Below are 18,812 nucleotides of genomic sequence, written 5' to 3' on the forward strand. Positions count from 1 at the left end.
AACTGCATCCTTATTGTTAGACACAGGTAACAATTGGAGGGTGCAGTTCATAGATGCCGTCTTATTTTAATGTGATGGATGTAATTTCAGGCCGGCAGAAGAAACGGAAGGGCAGATGAGTAGTTCCCATTCCTCTGTTGGTATATAGAAATTTGTTTTCTGTTTCATAAAGTCCACTATGGTATTTCCTTCCCATTTTTGAAGTGATGATCGGACCGAACAATGGCATTCGGACTTGTCCTCCGTGACTATGGCCAGACAGCTGCAGATCTACAGGGAATTTGGAACTGACTTTGAAATAATCCGGTTCATGGGCAAGCAGAAGAGTAAAGCGGTCTAAAGGAATACCATTCAGTGTTTTTTCGATATCGGCTTCTCCTCTCAGATAGTCATCCAATCCTGCGAGGTACAGCTCATCATTTTCTTTTTTAATCATCCTTTTTTCATTTATTAGAAGTTCAAAGCCGCTTTTTCTCAGCAGTTCAGAAATGGTATCGATACTTTCAAGGTAATCATGATTACCGAGAATCGCGAATTTACCGAACGGTGCCTTGATTTTATTTAAGTAAGGAAGACTCTTTATAACGGTTTTCAGCGACCGGTGGGAATTCACCAAATCGCCTGTGAAGACGATCATATCAGGATTAAGCTTCTGTATTTTATCTGCCATCTTAGCAATATGCCTGGCCTTAAAATGAAAGCCCAGATGAAAATCACTAATATGGACAATATGAAATCTTTTAAAGGCCTCTGGGAGCCTGGGGAGCTTAATATCGATTTTTTTAACATCAAACCAGTACGGTTCAATAAACGCAGAATAAAAAGCTGCCGCTCCTGCAGCGCCTGCAAGGGCACCCAATCCGATTGAACCTGCAATCAATGACTTCTTTACCTTTTCCTCTTCCATCTTTTACTCCTTTTTTTCAGCCAGTTTCTTTTAGCCTATTATATTCCCGACTGCAGAAGACTTGAAGCAAAAAGTTCAGCTCCCGTTTTAAAATTGGGATAAGAAAAATAGCTATAACTCATACTAAATCTTGTCTATCTTATGGACAGGAGGATGAAAAGGAAATGGAACATCAAGAAATGTCTGGAAAAAACTCAACGCAGCACCATCTGATCCGCTATAAAGAAGGTCTTGGTAAGTATACGGAAAATATGCCTGAACTGGTCCATTCATTCAGTGAATTCACACGTCATTGTTTCAAGGAAGGCGAGATCTCTGAAAAGAACAAGCAGCTGATGGCTTTAGGGATCAGTATTTATTCTCAGGATGAATACTGTATCATCTATCACACGAAAGGCTGTTTGGATCAGGGAGCCAGTGAAAATGAAATTTTTGAGGCTGTGGGAGTTGCAGCAGCTTTTGGCGGCGGTGCTGCTATGAGCCAAGGTGTAACACTTGTTCAGGAATGCATCCAGGAATTAAACAATCCCATGCATTAAAAATAAAGGGGCTGTCCAGAAAGTCGAAAATTGACCTTCAGGCAGCCCCTTTTTGGCTTGAAAAATCTTCAATGAAAAGTTTATTGAAGTGGAAGATGCGAGACTCCTCGAAAATGAACTTCACATTTTCTTCGTGCGATAAAAAGCTGCCGGAGCCTTCCTTGTCCTGCGGGACTAGCGTGACAGGTGAGACTCCCGCCGGTGCTTGCACCAAAAAGTAGGCGTTCACGCCGGTAAAAGTGAGCAGCCTGGAACGGAAATCAACAGCTTACAGACTTCTTGGACTGCCCCTTTTTGTATTTGCTCATATAAGCAAGCATTTGGGAGGATATATAAGGATTCATGAGTCATTAAGGTTCAACAAAAGAATAACCCTTGAGCCTTGCATATATGGCGCTGAATGGAAATTGAATCACAGGAGTAGCTTTGTTACGCTATATACGTTGATTAAGTGTTATATACACGAAAGGAATGATTCATTATTCACTCGATTAAAGTTAACCACACTCCTGAAATGGAAAAAGCCATGCAAAAGAATCATGGTATTGGTTATGCTGAATATGAACGAAATCTAGAAAAACGAATCACTATTGAACAAGAACGTGATAAAGAATATCAAAAAAGTTTAGAAGTTTCTAATGAAATGGAACGAAAAATTCTATAGTATAAGTAGGGAAATCAGCATTCAGAACTGGGTGCTGATTTTCTATTTATGTAGTTTTTGCATTTTCTTCTGCCAATAACTCCTACAGGTTGAAGATAAAATAAATTTGTTATAATATTAGAATGAGAATAAATTGAGAATGGAATGAGAGAAGCTTTCATTCTTGTTCACATTAACAATATATTTCACTGAAATATAAGATGGAGGTAAATTTTATGTCTACACCAAATTTAAAGATTGAAAACCTGCGTGTTTCTATCGATGACAAAGAGATCATCAAAGGTTTAAACCTTGAAATAAACGGCGGAGAAATCCATGCGATCATGGGGCCAAATGGAACAGGTAAATCCACTCTTTCATCTGCGTTAATGGGGCACCCTAAATACGAAGTGACCGATGGAAACGTTACATTTGACGGAGAAGACCTTTTCGAAATGGAAGTTGACGAACGTGCAAAAGCTGGTCTTTTCCTAGCGATGCAATATCCAAGTGAAGTAAGCGGAATTACAAACGCTGACTTTTTGCGTTCTGCTATTAATGCACGCCGAGAAGAAGGTCAGGAAATTTCTCTTATGAAATTTATCCGTGAATTGGATAAGAAGATGGAGCTTCTTGAAATGGACAATGCGTTTGCTCACCGTTATTTAAATGAAGGCTTCTCTGGTGGAGAAAAGAAACGTAATGAAATTCTTCAATTGATGATGATCGAACCTAAGATTGCCATCTTGGATGAAATTGATTCTGGTTTGGATATCGATGCTCTTAAAGTAGTAGCTAAAGGCATCAATGAAATGAGAAACCCAGAGTTTGGCTGCTTAATCATTACTCACTATCAGCGTTTACTTAACTACATCACTCCAGATAAAGTACATGTGATGATGCAAGGGCGCATTGTAAAATCAGGAGGACCTGAACTTGCACAGCGTCTAGAAGCGGAAGGATATGACTGGATTAAGGAAGAGTTGGGAATTGAAGACGAAACTGTTGGCCAAGAGGCGTAAGCAAGTTAGGAGGATTTGTACATGTCAGTTGAAACTTCTTTAAAATATGACAGGGATTATGTAAGCAAGTTCTCTGAAAGCCGCCAAGAACCAGCATGGCTTTCAGAACTTCGTTTACGCGCATTGGAATTGGCACAGCAGCTTCCTATGCCTAAACCTGATAAAACAAAAATTGATAAATGGAACCTTACTGAATTCAATCACGTGAGCACTGCTGAGGAAAGCGCAGACCTTCCTGAGCAAGTGAAAGCATTAATTGGTGATAAAGAAGCGGGCAATCTGCTTGTGATCCGCAACGGAAACGTCGCTCACTCATCGGTTACAGAAGAGCTGGCTTCTCAAGGTGTCATTTTCACCGATTTCGTAACCGCAGCTCAAAAGCATGGAGACCTTCTTCAAAAGTATTTCATGAAAGAAGCTGTCAGCATTGACGAAAACCGCCTTACAGCCATTCATGCGGCACTAGTAACCAATGGTGCATTCATTTATGTTCCAAAGAACGTAGAATTGAAAACTCCGCTTCAGGCGATCTACTTCCATGATGATGAGCAAACAGGGCTCGTTAACCATGTCATCATCGCAGCGGAAGACAACAGTTCGGTCACGTATGTTGAGAACTACTTGTCAACAAACGAAAACAGTGAATCTGTTGCCAATATCGTATCTGAGGTCTTTGCAGGTTCAGGAGCTAAAGTAGTGTACGGAGCTGTCGATAATCTGGCCAAAGGAATGACTTCCTATATCAGCCGCCGAGGACGTGCAGGACGCGACGCGCGAATCGAGTGGGCATTAGGACAGCTTAATGATGGAAACACAGTATCTGATAATACAACACATCTTGTCGGAGACGGTTCATTCACAGACACGAAGACTGTAAATATCGGCCAGGGTGATCAAAAACAGAACTTTGTTGCTCAAATTTTCCATCATGGAAAAAGCTCTGAAGGCTACATCTTAACACATGGAGTAATGAAGGATTCTGCAAGCTCGATCTTCAATGGAATTACAAAGATTGAACATGGTGCTACAAAATCAAACGGAGAACAGACAGAACGGGTATTAATGCTGAGCGAAAAAGCACGCGGAGATGCGAACCCGATTCTCTTGATCGATGAAGATGATGTTACAGCTGGCCACGCCGCATCAGTTGGACGAATTGATCCGATTCAGTTGTTCTACTTGATGAGCCGCGGAATATCAAAAGCTGAGGCTGAACGATTGATCATTCATGGTTTCCTAGGGCCTGTTGTCAATGAAATGCCGCTTGAATCCGTGAAAAAACGTTTAGTTGAGGTAATAGAAAGGAAAGTCAGATAATGAACGCACATGAAGTAAGAGAGCTGTTTCCGATCCTGCATCAGGAAGTCAATGGAAAACCGCTTGTTTACTTTGATAGTGCCGCCACTTCACAAAAGCCGGTATCTGTCATTGAAGCGCTGGAAAAATATTACCGGGAATACAATTCAAACGTTCACCGGGGTGTCCATACTTTGGGGACCAGAGCTACTGACGGCTACGAGGGAGCCAGGGAGAAAGTTCGGCGTTTTATTAACGCGAAATCCACACAGGAAATTATTTTCACACGTGGAACTACGACCTCAATAAACACAGTTGCAGCAAGCTACGGTTTAACGAACCTGTCAGAAGGCGACGAGATCGTCATTACGCCGATGGAACATCACAGCAATATTATTCCATGGCAGCAGGTCGCTAAAAAAACCGGTGCGGCACTTAAATACATTCCTTTAAAAGAAGATGGATCGATTGATCTTCAGGATGTTGAAAATACCGTAACTCCACAAACTAAAATCGTATCCGTTATGCACGTATCCAATGTGCTGGGAACAATTAATCCTGTAAAGGAAATTGCAGCGATCGCTCATAAAAACGGAGCTGTAATGGTAGTGGATGGGGCGCAGAGCACACCGCATTTAAAAGTGGATGTTCAAGATCTGGATTGCGATTTCTTTGCCTTCTCTTCCCATAAAATGTGCGGGCCGACTGGTATTGGTGTACTTTACGGAAAAAAAGCATTGCTGAACCAAATGGAGCCTGTTGAGTTCGGTGGAGAAATGATCGATTTCGTTGATTTGTATGACTCCACATGGAAAGAGCTTCCTTGGAAATTTGAAGGAGGCACTCCAATCATTGCAGGAGCAATCGGTTTGGGGGCAGCCATTGATTTTCTTCAGGAAATTGGGCTTGAAAACATTCAAAAGCATGAACATGATCTTGCGGAGTATGCTATTGAGCGCATGTCGGAAATTGAGGGCATTACCATTTACGGGCCTAAGGACCGTGCTGGAATCGTGACGTTTAATATCGACGATGTTCATCCTCATGATGTAGCCACTGTTTTAGATGCTGAAGGAATTGCCGTGCGCGCTGGACATCACTGCGCCCAGCCATTGATGAAATGGCTGAATGCATCTTCAACCGCACGGGCAAGCTTTTATTTATATAACACCAAAGACGAGATTGATTCTTTTGTAAAGGGATTAGTCACGACAAAGGAGTATTTCGGCCATGTCTTCTAATTTAGATCAGCTTTACCGGCAAGTCATTATGGATCATTACAAAAACCCTCGCAATAAAGGGCAATTAGCCGATGATTCGGTCACCATCAACATGAATAATCCAACGTGCGGAGACAGAATTCAGCTTCATTTGAAGGTGGACGATGGAAAAATTTCTGACGCAAAGTTTGATGGAGAAGGGTGCTCAATCAGCCTTGCTTCTGCAAGCATGATGACACAAACGGTAAAGGGTTTATCTGTGGAGGACGCGGTTAAGCTCGCACATGTATTTTACAGTATGATGCTGGGTAAAGATTATGATGATACAACATTTGATCTCGGTGACATTGAAGCCCTGCAGGGTGTTTCCAAATTCCCGGCCCGCATAAAATGTGCCACTCTTGCCTGGAAAGCGATGGAGAAGGGCGTAGGGCACGAAAAAGAAGAATAAAACATCAAGTATTCGAAGAAGCAATTAGTTCTTTTAATTGGGTGCCAGGCACCATTTCAGAGAAGTGATTTTCACTTATTATTTGGTGTAATGCATCATTTGGGTTAAACTGGTGATGTAAGTTATTATTTCATAGAAGCAATTAGTTCTTTTTAAATGGTGTCAGGCACCAAGTGGGTTAAAGTGCTGGTGCCAGACACACGTTCAAAGAAGTTTTTGTGCCATTGCAAGAGAATTGTATCCTTTAAGGAGGGATGAAACGATGGCTAAGAAAATGCCTGATATCGGTGAATACAAATACGGTTTTCACGATAAAGACGTTTCGATATTCCGCTCAAAACGCGGATTGACTAAAGAAGTTGTAGTAGAAATCTCCAAGATGAAGAACGAACCACAATGGATGCTGGACTTCCGTTTGAAATCTTTAGAGCAATTTTATAAAATGCCTATGCCTCAATGGGGCGGAAACTTGAAAGACTTGAACTTTGATGACATTACGTACTATGTAAAGCCGTCCGAGAAGTCCGAAAAGTCTTGGGATGAAGTGCCGCCTGAGATTAAGGCTACGTTTGATAAACTTGGAATTCCTGAAGCAGAGCAAAAATATCTAGCAGGAGTTTCTGCACAATACGAATCAGAAGTGGTATACCACAACATGAAAGAAGACCTTACTGACTTAGGGATTCTGTTTACAGATACTGATACAGCGCTAAAAGAGCACGAAGAAATTTTCAGAGAGTATTTTGGAACGATTATTCCTCCTTCTGACAACAAGTTTGCTGCTCTTAACTCGGCTGTATGGTCCGGTGGTTCTTTCATTTATGTGCCAAAAGGCGTAAAATGTGATACTCCATTGCAGGCATACTTCCGAATTAACTCTGAGAACATGGGTCAATTCGAGCGTACCCTGATCATCGCTGACGAAGACAGCTCCGTTCACTATGTAGAAGGTTGTACAGCACCAGTGTACTCAACGAACTCTCTGCACAGTGCGGTTGTTGAGATCATTGTTAAAAAGAACGCTTATGCTCGTTATACAACCATTCAAAACTGGGCGAATAACATTTATAACCTTGTAACAAAACGTGCCGTTGCAGAAGAAAATGCAACAATGGAATGGGTAGATGGAAACATCGGTTCACGCCTGACCATGAAGTATCCGGCCGTTGTTATGAAGGGACGCGGGGCGAAAGGAACTATCCTTTCCATCGCGATTGCAGGGAAAGGACAGCATCAGGATGCTGGAGCGAAGGTTCTGCACTTAGCGCCTGATTGTTCATCTACTATCGTTTCGAAGTCCATTTCCAAGCATGGCGGTAAAGTTACGTACCGCGGTATTTCTCACTTTGGACGCCGTTCTGAAGGATCCAAATCCAATATCAAATGTGATACATTGATTATGGATAACCAATCCACTTCAGATACGATTCCTTACAACGAAATTCTGAACAACAATATTACTCTTGAGCATGAAGCTACGGTTTCAAAAGTGTCAGAGGATCAATTGTTCTACCTCATGAGCCGTGGTATTTCTGAGCAGGAAGCAACAGAAATGATCGTAATGGGCTTCATCGAGCCATTTACAAAAGAACTTCCAATGGAATATGCGGTTGAAATGAACCGTCTGATTAAATTCGAGATGGAAGGTTCTATCGGATAAATTATAAAAAGCCTTGGTATATAAGGGATATACCAAGGCTTTTTTATGTGAAAATTAGAGTCGTGCCAGTTTCGTGCCAACTCAAAATCTTTTGTTCAGTACACTGAAGATAATTAAATAATTGTCGCTTCCGAAAGAGGTATTGAATCAGAAAACACAATCAAATAGGATAAATTTAAAAACCCTTGTCATAATAAGGAATTATGGTAAGAGTTATTATTATGATTTTGGTTCATTTCGATTTTGTGAAGATTCATAATTATTTCTTCTAGTATAAGAGGCAAACTTACTGAGTTCATCATCTTCTAATTTTTCAGTGACATCTAAATATATATCTGCTGTTGTCTTGATGGTTTTATGCCCAAGCCATTGTGAAACATATTTGATACTAGCTCCTGCTTCAAGTAATAATACAGCATGTGTGTGACGAAAAACATGTGTACCTTTATAGCTGACATTTGCTTTATTACAGAAGCCTTGAAATGATTCACATATAATCGTAGGAGTTAAAAAATTCCCTGAAAAATTTTGAAGAATAATATCATCACTATTACGCTTAAATTGTTTATATTTTAAGATTACCTGATTTTGAATCATTTTAAATTTCTTCAATTCATTTACCATGTTTTCATCAAGTTTATTCAAGAAGGAGAAGTCCACTTTTTCTTGAATTAAAGGCGTAGTCAAATCTCTTAAATTAGGAGGAATAATAACCTTGGATAAATTTAAGATATTCTCCTCTAAAAAGAATGATTAATTAATTTTACTAAGTTTCTAATGTTTTTACTGATATATGCAATGTTAGCAGTACACTAATAAAGTAATAAGGTTTACTTCAGTAAAATAAGGTATATTATATTTGTTGAATAGATTCTCTTTAAAGATAAGAAAAGTAGGTGAACAAAGTGGGGAAATATCAATTGGATTACAAAGGTCAGGTAGCTGTGACAAAGTTTCATGAAAAACAGACGCCTGCCAAATTTGATAAAAAGAAGCAACTTGAAAAAATACGTGCGGAGTATTTGAAAAAGAAGCAAAAACAAACAGCTAAATAATATGAATGAAAACATAGGAAGATTAAATTCTCCCTATGTTTTTCTTATTCGAAGTTTTTTTTCAATATCTTCTGCAATCGGGTGCATTTCTTTAAACGTAAATAGTACATTAGCAAGTTAATAAGATATTTGATAATCGTAAGGGATTGGTGTCTAACCATGTTAGAAAATTACATGCATAAAAGATTCCCCAACTTAGAACATAGGAAGCCTATCTACTACAGTTGGGAGAATGCCATTAGGCTTGAATTAGGAATTGAAGAGTTACGAGATTATGAAGCCGATAGTCTGTATCTTGCTCAAGTTTATAAACGCGCTACATAGTATATGTTCCGCACACAAGTTCACCCTTGGGAACGTGAACAATATATTAGCATGTATTAAGACTAAAATCCCTTGATACCATTGGTATCAAGGGATTTTAGTTTTGTGAGTAAAATTTAATTTATACCTTAATTAAGATTTTCACCCACAAAACACCAACAATAAAGTCAAAAAAATTATTCAGAACGCGTATCATGAGGTCCTCGAAGAATCGGCGGTTTAGTATAAAAATTTATTGTTATTTATTAGCCGTAAATAACCTAAGCAGCAATACAGATTCAAGAAGCAAAGTCTCAAATTGATGCAGGTGAAATACGACCATTAGTGAACGTGGGCAGCAAAGTTGTTGAAGAATATAAGGACATATCTTTGGCTAAGGACAAATGGTCAGATGTTTCTTTCGATGTTTATACCGGCCTGATTGCACCGAAGGATTTACCTGAAGATGTTCTTACTATTCTACACGATGCCTTCAAAAAAACCATGGAAGAAGTCCAGCTTGTGAATGAATGTCATCATGATTTTTGAAGATTTTTCCCTTTTACGGGTGAAAGTGTCCGTTCCATCCAGCCCATTAGAATGTCTGCTAATATGGCCATCAAAGCTGTTGGAATAGCACCTGCTAAAATAATGGCTGTTCCGTTTGTGGCATTTGTTCCCCTTACGATAATATCACCTAATCCGCCGGCACCGATAAATGTACCAATGGTAGCTATCCCGATCGCGATAACGAGCGCTGTCCGAAGTCCGGCCATTATTACAGAAACTGCAAGTGGGAGCTCAACCATTCGCAAGATTTGCACTTTCGTCATGCCCATTGCTCTTCCAGATTCCAGTAAAGCTTTGTCCACACTGCAAATTCCGGTATACGTATTTTTAATGATAGGAAGCAGTGAATAGAGAAAAAGAGCCATAACGACCGTATTCGTTCCTAACCCCATAACCAGCATGAGCACAGAAAGCATAGCTAATGCCGGAATGGTTTGAATGATATTTGTCAGTGAGATCACCCATTGGCTTAATTTGGCATAACGGGCAATCAAGATGCCTAATGGAATCGCAATAATTGCCGCAAATAATACCCCATATGCCGACATTAGAAAATGGCGGTAGAATTCGGTCCACACGTAGTCAAAGTTTTGGTTATAATACAGCCACAAATCTTTTATTGTTCCCATCCTGCCAACACCTCCTTATCTTGTTACTCAAAGTAGTGATGCTCTTGTAAAAATTCTTTCGCGACCGTAGCCGGCTCTTTCATTTTTCCATCACCTTCATAATTGAGCTCCTGCATTTTTTCAGTGTCGATCTTTCCTTGAAGTTTTTGTAAAATCTTTTTGATTTCTGGATGTTTTTGCAACACTTCATTCCGAGCAACCGGGGAAGCATCATACGGTGGGAAAAATTTCTTATCGTCCTTCAGCACTTTGAGGTTATAAGATTTCAAACGTCCATCCGTTGTATAGGCTAGAACAACATCCATCTTTCCGTTAGCTGCAGCTTTATAAACTAAACCTATTTGCATTGGAAACGTTTTTCCAAACTCCATATCATACGTATGGACAAATCCCTCGTAGCCGTCACCCTTCCTCTTTAACCAGGCATTATCTACTCCTAGCCGTAAATCGGGAGCGATCTTTTTTAAATCAGAGACCGTCTTCAGGTTTTCCTTATCTGCTAAATCCTTCCTCACTGTAAAAGCATAGGAATTTGCAAATCCATAGGAATCGAACCACGTTTGATGGTAGCGTTTTGAGAATTCCTTTTGAACGATCGATAACGCCTGTTTCGGATCCTTCACCGGCTCCATTCCCAGGGCCCCGACAAGGTCTGTCCCTGTGTATCGCGTCGCTGTAATGTCTACATCGCCATTCATCATCGCTTTATGCTGAACGATGGAGGAGCCGAGGTTATTGGCCATTTCTACTTTTAGATTCGTATCGTGTTCGATCATTTGACGGATTATATTCCCCATGATTTGGGATTCTGTAGTATTGAGCGTACCAATTACAATCGTATGATCAGAGGTCTTGCTCAAACCCGGCAAAGAACACCCGCTCATTACCAATACGAACAAAAGCATCATTGCAATGATCCCTTTTTGTTTTATTTTCATTTTCTGGTGTCCCCCTTCTAAGCCGTTTGATCCGCTTTTTTCATTCCTTTTGGTGTTACTGCGTATTCGAGCCGTCCTAATAGCAGATCTACGAGAAGTGCCAATAATGTAACCGGTACTGCTCCGGCTATAATAAATTCCGGCTGATATAAATTCAGGCCTGAGAAAATATAATCTCCCAGCCCGCCGGCGCCAATGAATGAGGCAAGTGTCGCCCAGCCAATTAGATAAACGGTAGATACACGGATCCCTGCCATAATAATGGGAATGGCAAGCGGGATTTCAACATAGAGGATTCGTTCCCATCCAGTCATCCCCATCCCATGCCCGGCTTCTAATAGGTTTTTGTCTAAACCTTTAACTCCGGTATAGGTATTTCGCAGGATAGGCAGGACTGAATAGAAAAATAAAGCAATGACTGCTGGGATTTTTCCAACACCAAGCAGAGGAATAAAAAACGCAAGGATAGCCAGGCTGGGCAGTGTCTGAATCACACCGACCAGGCCCATTACAAACCCGGCGATTCCAGGAATCCGGGTTAAACATATACCTAGTGGGACAGCCACTAAAATGCCGAGAATCACAGCAATGAGGGAAATATAAAAATGTTCCCATGTTTTAAAAAGGAGTTCTGTCCAATTACTGTTTAAAAAGCTGATTAGGGTTTCCATTCGTTTCTTTCCCCCTATTCCTGGCCTGCCGCTGCCGCGGCGAGGCCTTCCTCATTACCCCAGATTGAATCGTAAACAATATCCACAAGACTGGCTCTTGTTACGATGCCTACAAGATGATTATTTTTATCCACGACAGGAGCATATTTTAAGCTTCTTTTTAAGATTTTATAAACGGTATCCCGCAGCAGCGTATCTGTTTCTACTTTATAAAACACGGTTTCCATGATTTCACCTACTGTGTCAGCTTTGTTGCGATTTTGTTCAATCATCTCCACATCAATATAGCCCTCGAGCTTATGCAGCTCATCGACAACCAGCAGTGAATCCACCCGTTTTTCCTTCATTAACGTAATCGCTTGAGAGAGTAATTTATGTGCAGTCACCGTTGCTGGATTAGTATTCATGATTTGCTCGACAGTCTGGATAGAAGGTCTCGCCTGGATTAAACGTTCTTTTCCGATAAATTCTTCCACAAAATCATTTGCAGGATTTCTTAAAATTTCATCAGGTGTTCCGATCTGAACAAACTCTCCGTCACGCATGATGACAATACGGTCTGCAATTTTTAATGCCTCATCCATGTCATGGGTAACAAAGACGATCGTTTTATTTAAAGTTTTTTGTAACTTCTTAAACTCTTCTTGAAGGGAATCACGTGTAATAGGATCTAATGCGCTAAAAGGCTCATCCATTAAAATGAGAGGAGGATCAGCTGCCAGCGCACGTAAAATCCCAACACGTTGCTGTTGTCCGCCACTTAATTCATGAGGGTAACGATCGAGGAAATCATCTGTCATATTTACAAGTTTCAGGAGCTCCATCGCACGTTCTCGTCGTTTACTTTCCGGCCATTTTAATAATTTGGGAACTAAAGCGATATTTTCCTGGATGGTCATATGAGGAAACAAGCCGATTTGTTGAATGACATAACCGATTTCTCGTCTTAATTGAACGTAATCTTTTTCAAGAATATTTTGCCCTTCAATAGAAATGGTTCCTTCTGAAGGTTCAATCAAGCGGTTAATCATCTTCATGGTTGTTGTTTTTCCACATCCGCTTGGGCCGATGAATACTATGAATTCTCCTCGTTCAATCTCGATGGATATGTCGTTAACTGCTTTTTTACTGCCTTTATACGCTTTAGAAACATGTTCAAATTTCAGCAAAAGCAAGCACCTCCAATATATTTTTAAAGAAATGTAATCACACAATGATAATCCCGCCCAAACTTCTCACAATATAAGCTTAATAGAAAAGTTGTGTAATAGAAAGTTTATAAAAAGTTTATATAGTTTATAATATGTGTAAAATATTTATTGTACAAAGTTTAAGATTCTATATGGTTACAATTCCTTTTAATTACGGCGATATCCTTTGGAATCCTAATTTTCTATTCGATCTTGAATATGGTACAGTGGGCAAAGAAATATGGTGATATTGAAAGGAAGGGTCCTTGTGGAAGAGAAACCCGTACAGAAAATCAATCAAGTAGAAGAGCAATTTATTGAAAAAATAGCTGATAATATGAACACCTATGGCGTTTCACCCACAGTAGGTCGGGTACTGGGCATTATCTATATGAATCGGAAACCAATGACGCTCGATGAACTTTCGGATGCAACGGGAATGAGTAAAACCCGTATGAGCCAGGTTGTTCGTGAAATGGTAGAGTTCAATATTGCGGAGAAGGTTTTTGAAAAAGGGGTTCGGAAGGATTTGTATAATGTTGAACAAGACTATTATCAAACTTTCATTTCTCTGTTTACTTCAAACTGGCGGAAAGTTATCAATAAAAACAAAATGTTTGAGAAGAAACTGAACAGGGAGCTCCTTGATCTATTGGAAAACGAAAAGATAGACAAAGAAAGTGAAAAAAAAATAAATGACCTGCTAAAGGAAACAAAAGAATGGTTGAATTATTATCAGTGGTTGAGCAACCTGGTTGAGTTCTTCGAAAGTGAAGAGGTTTTTAAATACGTACCAAAACCCTGACACAACTCTTCTATCCTTATATTGACCATAAACAATTACAAACAAGGAGAGGATACTATGAGAAATAACGTTATTATCACTAGTGCCGTGACCGGAGCAGGAGAGACAACGAAGAAAAGTTCTTATGTCCCGGTGACTCCTAAAGAAATCGCTGAATCTGTCATCGAATCCGCAAAAGCGGGAGCCGCAATCGCCCACATTCACGTCCGCGATCCAAAAACAGGAGCACTTAGTCATGATTCCTCATTATTTGCCGAAGTGGTTGAACGCGTGCGGGACTCGGACACAGATGTCATTTTAAATTTAACAGCCGGCGGTGGAGGGGATTGGATACCCAGCAGAGAAAATCCGGCTGTTGGCGGACCAGGAACCGATATTCAAACTCCTGAAGAGCGACATGATCCGGTCGGGCAGCTGTTGCCGGAAATCTGTACACTGGATTGCGGGAGCTTGAATTTTGGAGACCAGCTGTATATAAGCCCGACTGATTGGCTTCGTAAACAGGCTAAACTCATTCAGCAATGCGGCGTTAAGCCGGAGTTAGAATGCTTTGATACGGGTCATCTATTGTTTGCGAAACAATTGGTGAATGAAGGGCTAATTGACGGAGATCCTATGTTTCAATTTTGCTTGGGTATTCCATGGGGAGCGGATTGCGATGCGGAAACCATGTTGTATATGAGAGAAAAACTTCCTGAAAATTCCCACTGGTCAGCATTTGGAATCGGAAGGCATCAAATACCTGCTGCCGTTCAATCCATGCTTCTTGGCGGAAACATTCGTGTCGGGTTAGAGGATAATTTGTACTTAGAAAAAGGAACGTTGGCTACAAATGCACAGCTCGTTGATAAAACAGTAACCATTATTGAAAATATAGGTGTTCGTCCAATGTCACCAAAAGAGGCAAGACAACATCTTGGCTTAAAAGATCCACAAGGGAAGGTGGAATAACGTGCAGTCATTAGTGAAAAACGTCACTGTTGTAGGGACTGGTGTTATTGGCAACGGTTGGATCAGCCGGTTTTTAGCTAATGGATACCATGTTACAGCGACTGATCCAGCACCAGGCGCTGAAGAAAAAATGAGACAAGCGGTAAAATCGGCATGGAATTCCTTGGAAAAACAAGGGCTGGCAGCTGGAGCGGCACCTGACCGCCTTCATTTCGAACCAAATCTTGAAAGGGCAGTTAGTAACGCGGATCTTATTCAAGAGAACGCACCCGAACGTGAAGAATTAAAACGCTCCCTATTAAAAACGATATCCCATGCGGCTAAACCAAATGCCATCATCGCATCGAGTACTTCCGGTTATATGCCCAGTATCCTTCAAAAGGATTGCCTTCATCCAGAAAGAGTTATTGTCGCTCATCCCTTTAATCCCGTGTATCTCATGCCGCTCGTAGAATTAGTCGGTGGACAACAAACGAGTTCAGAGGTTATGGTTCGGGCACAGTCCTTTTACCATTCAGTACGGATGAAGGCACTGATCGTGTCCCGTGAAATCGATGGTCACATTGCCGACCGTTTAATGGAAGCCATTTGGCGTGAAGCTCTCCATCTTGTTAATGATGGAGTGGCTACGACAGAGGAAGTGGATGCGGCCATAGTCTATGGGCCTGGCTTGCGGTGGGCTTTAATGGGTCCGTTTCTCACTCTTCATATGGCAGGGGGAAAACAAGGAATGAGACATATGCTTGAGCAGTTTGGCCCTGCGTTAAAACTTCCATGGACACATCTTGTTGCACCTGAATTAACGGAAGAACTTGCCCAGCGAGTCATTGAGGGTTGTGAAAAACAAACGGATGGGATGGACATGAGCATTCTCGAAAAACGCCGTGATGACTTTCTAATTGAATTAACAGATCTGCTCGAAAAATATTGGCCCTCTGCTAATCTGAACGGAAAACTGTAAGTAGGTCTTATATGAAGGAGACTCTATTATGGATAACATCAATAAACCGCTTTTAAAGGAAAAGGTACAAAAAGAGTGGGTTGACTACAATGCCCATATGAATGATGCGGCCTATGCTCTTGTATTCAGCAGAGCCGTGGACCGATTAATGGAAGACATAGGGTTAAATGAAACCTTCAGGGAGGATGAGAAGTACTCCATCTATACGCTTGAAACCCATCTCTGCTATTTAGCTGAAGTGCGTGAGAGAGAGCCGATTGATGTGTTTGTACAGTGGTTGGATTATGATTCAAAACGTCTCCATGTTTTTTTTGAGATGAAAGATCAAAAAGGAAAGCGGCTGGCCACCAGTGAACAAATGCTGATGGGAATGAACATGGAAAGTAGGCGACCCGCTCCTTTTCCTTTGCCGATTAAAGATCAAATCCAAAAAATCGCCAATGAATGCCAGACCATTAAACCTCAAGAGGCAGGTCGAAGAATAGCGATCAAAAGGGGGAATGGGATCGGGAATGGTTAAAGCGGTGGATGCTAAACTGCTGGGGAGTAGCTTTAATAAAAATTACTAAGTCGTCCTAGTTCACTTCTAACAACCAAGTTTAACAAAAAAATTGGTAAGACGAACAAACATGTGTCAAAGCGATATCTACTTTGACACATGTAATGTTTAATTGTCGTCCTGACAAAATGTACCTGTAGGTTTCCAATGACCATTTTTACATACGTTCCAACGATCACCAATACAAGTTCTGTCGCCGCAGCTTTGGAGCTTTGCTGTTAAGCCAATGCTCTTGGACCGTTTCTATATTTTTTTACAAAAACACATTTTAAGTGACGGTCCGTTTTTATACCATAAACGGTTTGCATTTTTAGTTTCACAAATTATTGTTTATCAATGTTATCTTCATTATCTCCATTAATATAAGGGTTGTCCGTGGTCGCGAAACGTGCTGATTTCGTGCCGGATTTGTGCCGATTGAACTTGAAAAACCTTAAAACGATATGAAAGCACAAAAACAAATGATTTAACAAGGTTTTTAAAATAATATGAAACAGTATGAAAATGCCAATTAATCAAATTCGAGATGGATGGTTCTATCGGATAAATTATAAAAAGCCTTGGTATTAAGCAATATACCGAGGCTTTTTTGTGTGTAAAGAAGAAAAAGATGACTTTACGAGCGATAGATGTGTGGATGCACTAATAAAGCTACTAAACAGCATCCTTGAACCAAATGTACTTAAAGAGATGTATAAGAATAGAAAAAACGATGATTAAACCAAAGTTTATTTAACTAACGGGTGCATTTCTGTAATAAGAAATGTACTTTTTTTAGGTACAGATTGTGGAATAACCATAAAATGAATTTATGTATTTAGGTTAAATAATATAGAAAAAGGGTGTTCTATGGGGAATGGGACTCCGATAAGTTTTTCCATACTTTTATCTCTTTAAAATAATTTTTATATATTAACTTGACCCTTACGTCACGTAATGGTTTATATTAAAGCCACCGGTAATTAAAAGTCGCGCGAAATGAGGGGATGATCATTGCAGGTAAGAAATATTGGAAAGTTGGGGAACTTGCCACATTAACAGGATTAACCGTTCGAACATTACGGTATTATGATCAAATTGGCTTGTATTCTCCATCTGGATATTCTAACTCAGGATATAGGTTGTATAACGAATCCGACCTATCACGTCTACAACAAATTCTAGCATTAAAGGAACTAGGTTTATCACTCGATGAAGTTAAATCCATTCTAGCTGATCACAATTACAGTGCATTCGAAATTGTATCGCTCCAAATTGATCGACTTAGAGAAAATATCAGAATTCAACAGAAGCTTTTAAAAGAATTACAAAATGTATCGAGTCTGGTGGAAATGGAAGAGCCGTTGACGGTTGAGGATTTCACAAAATTATTAAGCTTGATGAAAAAGAACCATGAAAATTTTTTTACTGAACGACGATCAAGTATGGTGCACCACTTCGACAGGCTAGACGACTTTCTCGACAAGCATTCAAATAAACCAAACTAAAGGGAGGAAAAATGATGAACAAACGCTTTGCAACACACGACAAGAATAGTATAGGTTTCTTATTAATATATTGTAAAGGGTTTCACCTAACGGGTGCGTTGATCTAATAAGGATTAACGCCTTTTCTAATGGAACTTATTCAACAATCGGGCAGGATTGTGGAATAGCTGAGGAGAAAACTATTAGTTGTTTTCTTTAACATTAGGGTGCATTTCTTTAAGAATGAGAGATGCATATTTTAATGAACTAACGTAGTTTAAAGAAAGAGTATTGGATTCTATGATGAATTAGTAATAAGAATGCAAAGCTGCTTAGGAGGAAACTTACTTTTTATGGTTAAAATTGTTGGACAAAAAATTGTATTGAAAGAAGCTACTAGTCAAGCTCTAAATGAATTATATTATTGGAAATATGAAGAAAAGGAACAAGAAGCGAAGAAATGGAATGGTCCATATATACCTGAACCTAAAATGACAAAAGAAGAATTTCTAAAAAGCTGGGAGAAAAACTATGAAATTATCCCAAACATACCTAGTACATTAATTATTTTTGTAGGAGATAAATTAATTGGAACGGTAGGTTCTTATTGGGTGGATAAAAACACTAAATGGCTAGAAACAGGTATCGTTATTTATGATAAAAATTATTGGAACGGTGGATATGGTACTGAGGCTTATAAACTTTGGATTGATTTCCTATTCAGGTCTACTGATTTGCATCGATTAGGGATGTCAACTTGGTCAGGAAATGTAAGAATGATGAAGGTTGCAGAAAAATTGGGGATGAAAGAAGAAGCAAGAATAAGACAAGCAAGAATAGTAGATGGTAAATATTTTAATGCAATAAAAATGGGGATTTTACAAAAAGAGTGGGAACAGTTTTCTTAAACAATGGATGATTATCAGTAATAAGGTCACATATGATATTCCACAATCGGGTGTATTTCTTCAAGAAG

General features: G+C 39.9%; 22 protein-coding genes. 15 read left to right on the forward strand and 7 right to left on the reverse strand.

Translation table 11 applies throughout. From position 1 onward, the window contains the following. Positions 1-61: 61 nt before the first annotated feature. The gene (locus tag OKX00_RS05865; RefSeq protein ID WP_265409779.1) at positions 62-907 is read right to left on the reverse strand and encodes a metallophosphoesterase; all 846 of its coding nucleotides are present in this window, start codon (positions 905-907) and stop codon (positions 62-64) included. A 164-nt stretch (positions 908-1,071) separates the two neighbouring features. Between OKX00_RS05865 and OKX00_RS05870 the strand changes: the two genes are divergently transcribed. Then, the gene (locus tag OKX00_RS05870) at positions 1,072-1,446 is read left to right on the forward strand and encodes a carboxymuconolactone decarboxylase family protein (RefSeq protein ID WP_265409780.1); all 375 of its coding nucleotides are present in this window, start codon (positions 1,072-1,074) and stop codon (positions 1,444-1,446) included. Between the two features lie 37 nt (positions 1,447-1,483). Here OKX00_RS05870 and OKX00_RS05875 read toward each other — a convergent pair whose 3' ends face one another. Continuing rightward, positions 1,484-1,660, reverse strand: a complete 177-nt coding sequence (locus tag OKX00_RS05875) for a hypothetical protein (RefSeq protein WP_265409781.1) — start codon at positions 1,658-1,660, stop codon at positions 1,484-1,486. Positions 1,661-1,972: 312 nt separating this feature from the next. Between OKX00_RS05875 and OKX00_RS05880 the strand changes: the two genes are divergently transcribed. From OKX00_RS05880 to sufB, 6 genes are all read left to right on the forward strand, one after another. Next, positions 1,973-2,110, forward strand: a complete 138-nt coding sequence (locus OKX00_RS05880) for a YuzK family famiily protein (RefSeq protein WP_175501739.1) — start codon at positions 1,973-1,975, stop codon at positions 2,108-2,110. A gap of 215 nt (positions 2,111-2,325) precedes the next feature. Beyond that, positions 2,326-3,111 (forward strand): Fe-S cluster assembly ATPase SufC, encoded by a 786-nt coding sequence (gene sufC / locus OKX00_RS05885; RefSeq protein WP_053357272.1) that lies wholly within the window; start codon positions 2,326-2,328, stop codon positions 3,109-3,111. A 21-nt stretch (positions 3,112-3,132) separates the two neighbouring features. Next, positions 3,133-4,428: a Fe-S cluster assembly protein SufD gene (gene sufD, locus OKX00_RS05890; RefSeq protein WP_265409782.1), complete on the forward strand. Its 1,296-nt coding sequence runs from the start codon at positions 3,133-3,135 to the stop codon at positions 4,426-4,428. Then, positions 4,428-5,648: a cysteine desulfurase gene (locus OKX00_RS05895; RefSeq protein ID WP_265409783.1), complete on the forward strand. Its 1,221-nt coding sequence runs from the start codon at positions 4,428-4,430 to the stop codon at positions 5,646-5,648. Before sufD ends, OKX00_RS05895 begins: the two co-directional genes overlap by 1 nt. Next, complete coding sequence (gene sufU, locus OKX00_RS05900) at positions 5,638-6,078, forward strand: Fe-S cluster assembly sulfur transfer protein SufU (protein WP_265409784.1); 441 nt, start codon at positions 5,638-5,640, stop codon at positions 6,076-6,078. Before OKX00_RS05895 ends, sufU begins: the two co-directional genes overlap by 11 nt. A gap of 262 nt (positions 6,079-6,340) precedes the next feature. Then, on the forward strand, positions 6,341-7,738 hold the full coding sequence (sufB, locus tag OKX00_RS05905) for a Fe-S cluster assembly protein SufB (RefSeq protein ID WP_053357276.1): 1,398 nt from the start codon (positions 6,341-6,343) through the stop codon (positions 7,736-7,738). Between the two features lie 219 nt (positions 7,739-7,957). On the opposite strand, the gene OKX00_RS05910 is transcribed toward sufB, so the two are convergent. Further along, entirely contained in the window at positions 7,958-8,383 is a 426-nt protein-coding gene (locus OKX00_RS05910; protein ID WP_265409785.1) for a tyrosine-type recombinase/integrase, read from the reverse strand. A gap of 275 nt (positions 8,384-8,658) precedes the next feature. Between OKX00_RS05910 and OKX00_RS05915 the strand changes: the two genes are divergently transcribed. Further along, positions 8,659-8,793, forward strand: a complete 135-nt coding sequence (locus tag OKX00_RS05915; RefSeq protein WP_265410622.1) for a hypothetical protein — start codon at positions 8,659-8,661, stop codon at positions 8,791-8,793. A gap of 648 nt (positions 8,794-9,441) precedes the next feature. Beyond that, the gene (locus OKX00_RS05920) at positions 9,442-9,645 is read left to right on the forward strand and encodes a hypothetical protein (protein ID WP_265409786.1); all 204 of its coding nucleotides are present in this window, start codon (positions 9,442-9,444) and stop codon (positions 9,643-9,645) included. On the opposite strand, the gene OKX00_RS05925 is transcribed toward OKX00_RS05920, so the two are convergent. From OKX00_RS05925 to OKX00_RS05940, 4 genes are read right to left on the reverse strand one after another with little or no spacing between them, the layout of a single operon-like run. Beyond that, positions 9,633-10,295: an ABC transporter permease gene (locus tag OKX00_RS05925; RefSeq protein ID WP_062233125.1), complete on the reverse strand. Its 663-nt coding sequence runs from the start codon at positions 10,293-10,295 to the stop codon at positions 9,633-9,635. The two genes, OKX00_RS05920 and OKX00_RS05925, sit on opposite strands and share 13 nt — an antisense overlap. Before the next feature lie 23 nt (positions 10,296-10,318). Beyond that, complete coding sequence (locus OKX00_RS05930) at positions 10,319-11,233, reverse strand: osmoprotectant ABC transporter substrate-binding protein (RefSeq protein WP_062233128.1); 915 nt, start codon at positions 11,231-11,233, stop codon at positions 10,319-10,321. 17 nt (positions 11,234-11,250) lie between these two features. Beyond that, complete coding sequence (locus tag OKX00_RS05935; protein WP_265409787.1) at positions 11,251-11,904, reverse strand: ABC transporter permease; 654 nt, start codon at positions 11,902-11,904, stop codon at positions 11,251-11,253. A gap of 14 nt (positions 11,905-11,918) precedes the next feature. Then, the gene (locus tag OKX00_RS05940; protein ID WP_265409788.1) at positions 11,919-13,073 is read right to left on the reverse strand and encodes a betaine/proline/choline family ABC transporter ATP-binding protein; all 1,155 of its coding nucleotides are present in this window, start codon (positions 13,071-13,073) and stop codon (positions 11,919-11,921) included. Positions 13,074-13,362: 289 nt separating this feature from the next. Between OKX00_RS05940 and OKX00_RS05945 the strand changes: the two genes are divergently transcribed. The 6 genes from OKX00_RS05945 (at position 13,363) to OKX00_RS05970 (ending at position 18,744) form a co-directional block, all read left to right on the forward strand. Then, positions 13,363-13,899 carry a GbsR/MarR family transcriptional regulator gene (locus OKX00_RS05945; RefSeq protein WP_265409789.1) on the forward strand — a complete coding sequence of 179 codons (537 nt, stop codon included), beginning with the start codon at positions 13,363-13,365 and terminating at the stop codon, positions 13,897-13,899. A gap of 57 nt (positions 13,900-13,956) precedes the next feature. Beyond that, complete coding sequence (locus tag OKX00_RS05950) at positions 13,957-14,850, forward strand: beta-keto acid cleavage family enzyme (protein ID WP_265409790.1); 894 nt, start codon at positions 13,957-13,959, stop codon at positions 14,848-14,850. 1 nt (position 14,851) lies between these two features. Then, entirely contained in the window at positions 14,852-15,811 is a 960-nt protein-coding gene (locus tag OKX00_RS05955; RefSeq protein WP_062233144.1) for a 3-hydroxyacyl-CoA dehydrogenase NAD-binding domain-containing protein, read from the forward strand. 28 nt (positions 15,812-15,839) lie between these two features. Beyond that, positions 15,840-16,331 carry a thioesterase family protein gene (locus OKX00_RS05960; protein WP_265409791.1) on the forward strand — a complete coding sequence of 164 codons (492 nt, stop codon included), beginning with the start codon at positions 15,840-15,842 and terminating at the stop codon, positions 16,329-16,331. Positions 16,332-17,356: 1,025 nt separating this feature from the next. Then, positions 17,357-17,857, forward strand: coding sequence for a MerR family transcriptional regulator (locus OKX00_RS05965; RefSeq protein ID WP_265409792.1), 501 nt, complete (start codon positions 17,357-17,359; stop codon positions 17,855-17,857). A gap of 332 nt (positions 17,858-18,189) precedes the next feature. Then, entirely contained in the window at positions 18,190-18,744 is a 555-nt protein-coding gene (locus OKX00_RS05970; protein ID WP_265409793.1) for a GNAT family N-acetyltransferase, read from the forward strand. Positions 18,745-18,812 lie beyond the last annotated feature (68 nt).

It is taken from the genome of Fictibacillus sp. KU28468, from assembly GCF_026153615.1.
In the GTDB taxonomy this organism is placed as follows: domain Bacteria; phylum Bacillota; class Bacilli; order Bacillales; family Fictibacillaceae; genus Fictibacillus_C; species Fictibacillus_C marinisediminis.